Source organism: Streptomyces sp. rh34 (assembly GCF_002551245.1).
Lineage (GTDB): Bacteria > Actinomycetota > Actinomycetes > Streptomycetales > Streptomycetaceae > Streptomyces.
On record NZ_NTGZ01000407.1, the window covers coordinates 1 to 4072 of the forward strand.

Annotated in this window: 4 protein-coding genes and 1 pseudogene; 3 read left to right on the plus strand and 2 right to left on the minus strand. The window is 70.0% G+C overall.

All coding sequences use genetic code 11. The annotated features are described in order from the left end of the window. Positions 1-61 precede the first annotated feature (61 nt). A complete protein-coding gene (locus CR470_RS36215) occupies positions 62-472 on the minus strand; it encodes a VOC family protein (protein WP_097871855.1) in 411 nt (136 codons plus the stop codon). A 300-nt stretch (positions 473-772) separates the two neighbouring features. Between CR470_RS36215 and CR470_RS36225 the strand changes: the two genes are divergently transcribed. From CR470_RS36225 to CR470_RS36235, 3 genes are all read left to right on the plus strand, one after another. After that, entirely contained in the window at positions 773-2371 is a 1599-nt protein-coding gene (locus CR470_RS36225) for an ABC-F family ATP-binding cassette domain-containing protein (RefSeq protein ID WP_097871860.1), read from the plus strand. A 320-nt stretch (positions 2372-2691) separates the two neighbouring features. Then, positions 2692-2913, plus strand: a complete 222-nt coding sequence (locus CR470_RS36230; protein ID WP_006123601.1) for a helix-turn-helix domain-containing protein — start codon at positions 2692-2694, stop codon at positions 2911-2913. Between the two features lie 154 nt (positions 2914-3067). Continuing rightward, complete coding sequence (locus CR470_RS36235; protein ID WP_097871862.1) at positions 3068-3859, plus strand: enoyl-CoA hydratase/isomerase family protein; 792 nt, start codon at positions 3068-3070, stop codon at positions 3857-3859. Here the strand turns inward: CR470_RS36235 and CR470_RS36240 are convergent. Next, positions 3849-4072 (minus strand): annotated as a pseudogene (locus tag CR470_RS36240) (hypothetical protein); the annotation flags it as partial. The gene CR470_RS36235 and the pseudogene CR470_RS36240 overlap by 11 nt on opposite strands.

Here is a 4072-nt window from a genome sequence, read left to right on the forward strand (position 1 = left end):
GCGCAAGGCCCGCCCGCCGCCGGGGCGCCGCGCCAAACCCGCCCGCCGCCCCGGGGTCCGCTCAGCCGGACCCCGGGGCGTAGGTCCCGAAGCTCCACACATTGCCCTCGGCGTCCCGCGCCATGTAGTCCCGGGAGCCGTAGTCCTGGTCGGTCGGCTCCATGAGGATCTCCACGCCGAACTCCTTGGCGCGGGCACAGTGCTCGTCCACCTCTTCCACCACCACGTACACCCCCGCCGGGCCCGCGCCCGTCATCGCCTGCGCGAACAGGCCCTCGCGCCCCTTGGAGCCGAGCATCACCCTGCCGTTGCCGCAGGACAGCTCGGCATGCAGCACGCTGCCGTTCTCCCCCTCGTAGACCGCCTCCTCGGTGAAGCCGAGGCCCTGGGTCAGCGTTCTGATCGCGGCCTTCGCGTCGTCGTACAGGATCGTCGGGTAGATCGTGGGAACGCCGCTCGCCCCGCCGGTCATCGCACTCACCTCTTCCGGTGCCGCGTCTGCTCTGCAGACCACTCCGATGTGATCTGCGTCTCAGTCTTCCACCGGGCACTGACAATGCCCTCCCGGATCCGGTCCTCGCCGACCGCCGCCGCGCCCAGGCGGGTGTCGTCCCCCGCCGGACAGCGGACGGTTCGTCCCGACGAGCTCGCGGAAAAGAAGTTGCGCACCGCCAGTAGAATGGGCCGTATGGCTTTCCTCCTTGTGCATTAGCGGCGTCGAGAGACCTCCGCCCTCGTCCCTCCGCCGTCCAAACTGCCCTGGAGTTTTTCCGTGATCACCGCTTCCGGCATCGAGCTGCGCGCCGGCGCCCGCATCCTCATCGAATCCGCTTCCTTCCGCATCGCCAAGGGCGACCGCATCGGCCTCGTCGGCCGCAACGGAGCGGGCAAGACCACCCTCACCAAGTGCCTCGCGGGCGAGGGCACCCCCGCCGGGGGCACCATCACCAGGTCCGGCGAGGTGGGCTACCTCCCGCAGGACCCGCGCACCGGCGACCTCGAGATCCTCGCCCGCGACCGCATCCTCTCCGCCCGCGGTCTCGACACGATCCTGCGCAAGATGCGCGAGAACGAGGACCGGATGGCGAACGGGCAGGGCGCCACCCGTGAGAAGGCGATGAAGAAGTACGAGCGCCTGGAGACGGAGTTCCTCACCAAGGGCGGCTACGCCGCCGAGGCCGAGGCCGCCACCATCGCCGCCGCGCTCAGCCTGCCCGACCGGGTCCTCGGCCAGCCGCTGCACACGCTCTCCGGTGGTCAGCGCCGCCGCGTCGAGCTGGCCAGGATCCTCTTCTCGGACGCCGACACCCTGCTCCTGGACGAGCCGACCAACCACCTCGACGCCGACTCCATCGTCTGGCTGCGCGACTACCTCAAGTCCTACCGCGGCGGCTTCATCGTGATCTCCCACGATGTCGACCTGGTCGAGACGGTCGTCAACAAGGTGTTCTACCTCGACGCGAACCGCTCCCAGATCGACGTCTACAACATGGGCTGGAAGCTCTACCAGCAGCAGCGCGAGGCCGACGAGAAGCGCCGCAAGCGCGAGCGCCAGAACGCCGAGAAGAAGGCCGCGACCCTCAACGCGCAGGCCGACAAGATGCGCGCCAAGGCCACCAAGACCGTCGCCGCCCAGAACATGGCCAAGCGCGCCGACCGGCTGCTCTCCGGCCTGGAGGCCGTGCGGGTCTCCGACAAGGTCGCCAAGCTGCGCTTCCCCGACCCCTCACCCTGCGGCAAGACCCCGCTGATGGCGGAGGGCCTGTCCAAGTCGTACGGCTCGCTGGAGATCTTCACCGACGTCGACCTCGCCATCGACAAGGGCTCCCGCGTCGTCATCCTGGGTCTCAACGGCGCCGGGAAGACCACGCTGCTCCGCCTGCTCGGCGGCGCCGAGAAGCCCGACACCGGCGAGATCATCGAGGGGCACGGCCTCAAGCTCGGGTACTACGCCCAGGAGCACGAGACCCTCGACCCGGATCGCACGGTCCTGGAGAACATGCGCTCCGCCGCGCCCGACCTCGACCTCGTGGCGGTCCGCAAGACACTCGGCTCCTTCCTCTTCTCCGGCGACGACGTCGACAAGCCCGCGGGCGTGCTCTCCGGCGGTGAGAAGACCCGGCTCGCCCTCGCGACCCTGGTCGTCTCCTCCGCCAACGTGCTCCTGCTCGACGAGCCGACGAACAACCTCGACCCCGCCAGCCGCGAGGAGATCCTCGGCGCGCTGCGCACCTACAAGGGCGCGGTTGTCCTCGTCACCCACGACGAGGGCGCCGTGGAGGCGCTCCAGCCGGAGCGGATCATCCTGCTCCCGGACGGCGTCGAGGACCTCTGGGGAGCGGACTACCGCGACCTCGTCGCTCTCGCCTGATCCACCGGGGATAGATCATTCGGCCTACGCGTGATCCACCATCTGTGTGAGAGCGTCTCGTACTCCGGTGGTGCGCCCGGCGCTCACCCGCTCTGCGCTCCTTATTCGGCCACTTCTCCCCGTACGGCCCTGACCTGGCTGTTCTCGTCCAGGTCCGGGCCGAAGGCCCTCGTGCGTCCTTCGGAATCAAGGATTCCGCTTGTGCTGAGGTGCCTCTCGTCCGGGAAACCGCTCGCACCGACCTTGCCGAATGGGTGGCCAGGAAGCGCGGGAGGGGTGATCATGAGAGTCCAGAGCGCACTTCCCACGAGGAGGCACGGGTGGCCGAGACTCTGAAGAAGGGCAGCCGGGTAACCGGCGCCGCGCGTGACAAGCTCGCGGCAGACCTGAAGAAGAAGTACGACTCCGGTGCGAGCATCCGGGCGCTGGCCGAGGAAACCGGCCGCTCCTACGGGTTCGTCCACCGGATGCTCAGTGAATCCGGAGTGACGCTGCGAGGACGCGGCGGCGCGACACGGGGCAAGAAGGCCGCTTCGGCCTGAGGCCTCTGCGTTTCGGTGTCTTCGGCATCATTCGGTGTCATTCCGGCCCAACGGAATGCGGGGTGACCACCCGGCTGACCGCAAGGTCGTCCGGGTGGTTACTGTTCAGTCACTTAATTCCGAGTGCTGACCGCACCCCATCCGGAGGCGCCCCATGACCTCGCTCGACACTGTGCTCGACAAGGACGGCGTACGGCTCACCGTCGACGACGCCGTCGCCACGGTGACGCTCACCCGTCCGGCCAAGCGCAACGCTCAGTCTCCCGCTCTGTGGCGGGCGTTGACCGAGGCCGGAAGGGCGCTGCCCGGCACGGTCCGGGTCGTGGTGCTCCGTGGCGAGGGCATGTCCTTCTCCGCGGGCCTCGACCGGCAGGCCTTCACTCCCGAGGGCTTCGACGGCGAGCCGTCGTTCCTCGACATGGCGCGCGGCCCGGAGGCCGAGCTCGACGCGATCATCGCCGAGTACCAGGAGGCGTTCACCTGGTGGCGCCGCAACGACCTCATATCGATCGCGGCGGTCCAGGGCCACGCCATCGGCGCAGGCTTCCAGCTCGCCCTCGCCTGCGATCTGCGGATCGTTGCCGAGGACGTGCAGTTCGCCATGCGCGAGACCAGCCTCGGCCTCGTTCCCGACCTCGCGGGCACCCACCCGCTGGTGCACCTCGTGGGGTATGCCCGCGCGCTCGAAATCTGCGCCACCGGCCGCTTCGTGCACGCCGAGGAGGCCGAGCGCACCGGTCTCGCCAACCTCGTGGTCCCCGCCGACCAACTCGACGCGGCGACCCGCGACCTGGCCGGGGCCCTGGTGGCGGCGCCACGCGACGCCGTCGTCGAGACCAAGGCGCTCCTCGGTGGCGCGCTCTCGCGCGACTACGAGGAGCAGCGCATCGCCGAGCGGGCCGCCCAGGGCCGCCGGCTCCGCGACCTGGCGGGCCTCACGGACTGACCACGTCCGTGATCAGTACCGACACCGGCAGCCGGTCCTCCGTGGCCGCCGCCACCGCCGTGCGTACCGACCGGGCGACATCCAGCGCCCGGAGGTTCCCGGCCGCCGCCACCTCGACCCGTACGCAGTCCTGGGCGGTGTGCACCGGGCTGCCCAGGGCCCGGGTCAGCGAGGCGACTCCCGGGGCCCCGGCGGCGGCCGTCGCCACCGGGC

Coding starts and splice junctions, on each gene's coding strand:
- CR470_RS36215 (WP_097871855.1), bottom strand. CDS start 472: ATGACCGGCGGGGCGAGCGGCGTTCCCACGATCTACCCGACGATCCTG.
- CR470_RS36235 (WP_097871862.1), top strand. CDS start 3,068: ATGACCTCGCTCGACACTGTGCTCGACAAGGACGGCGTACGGCTCACC.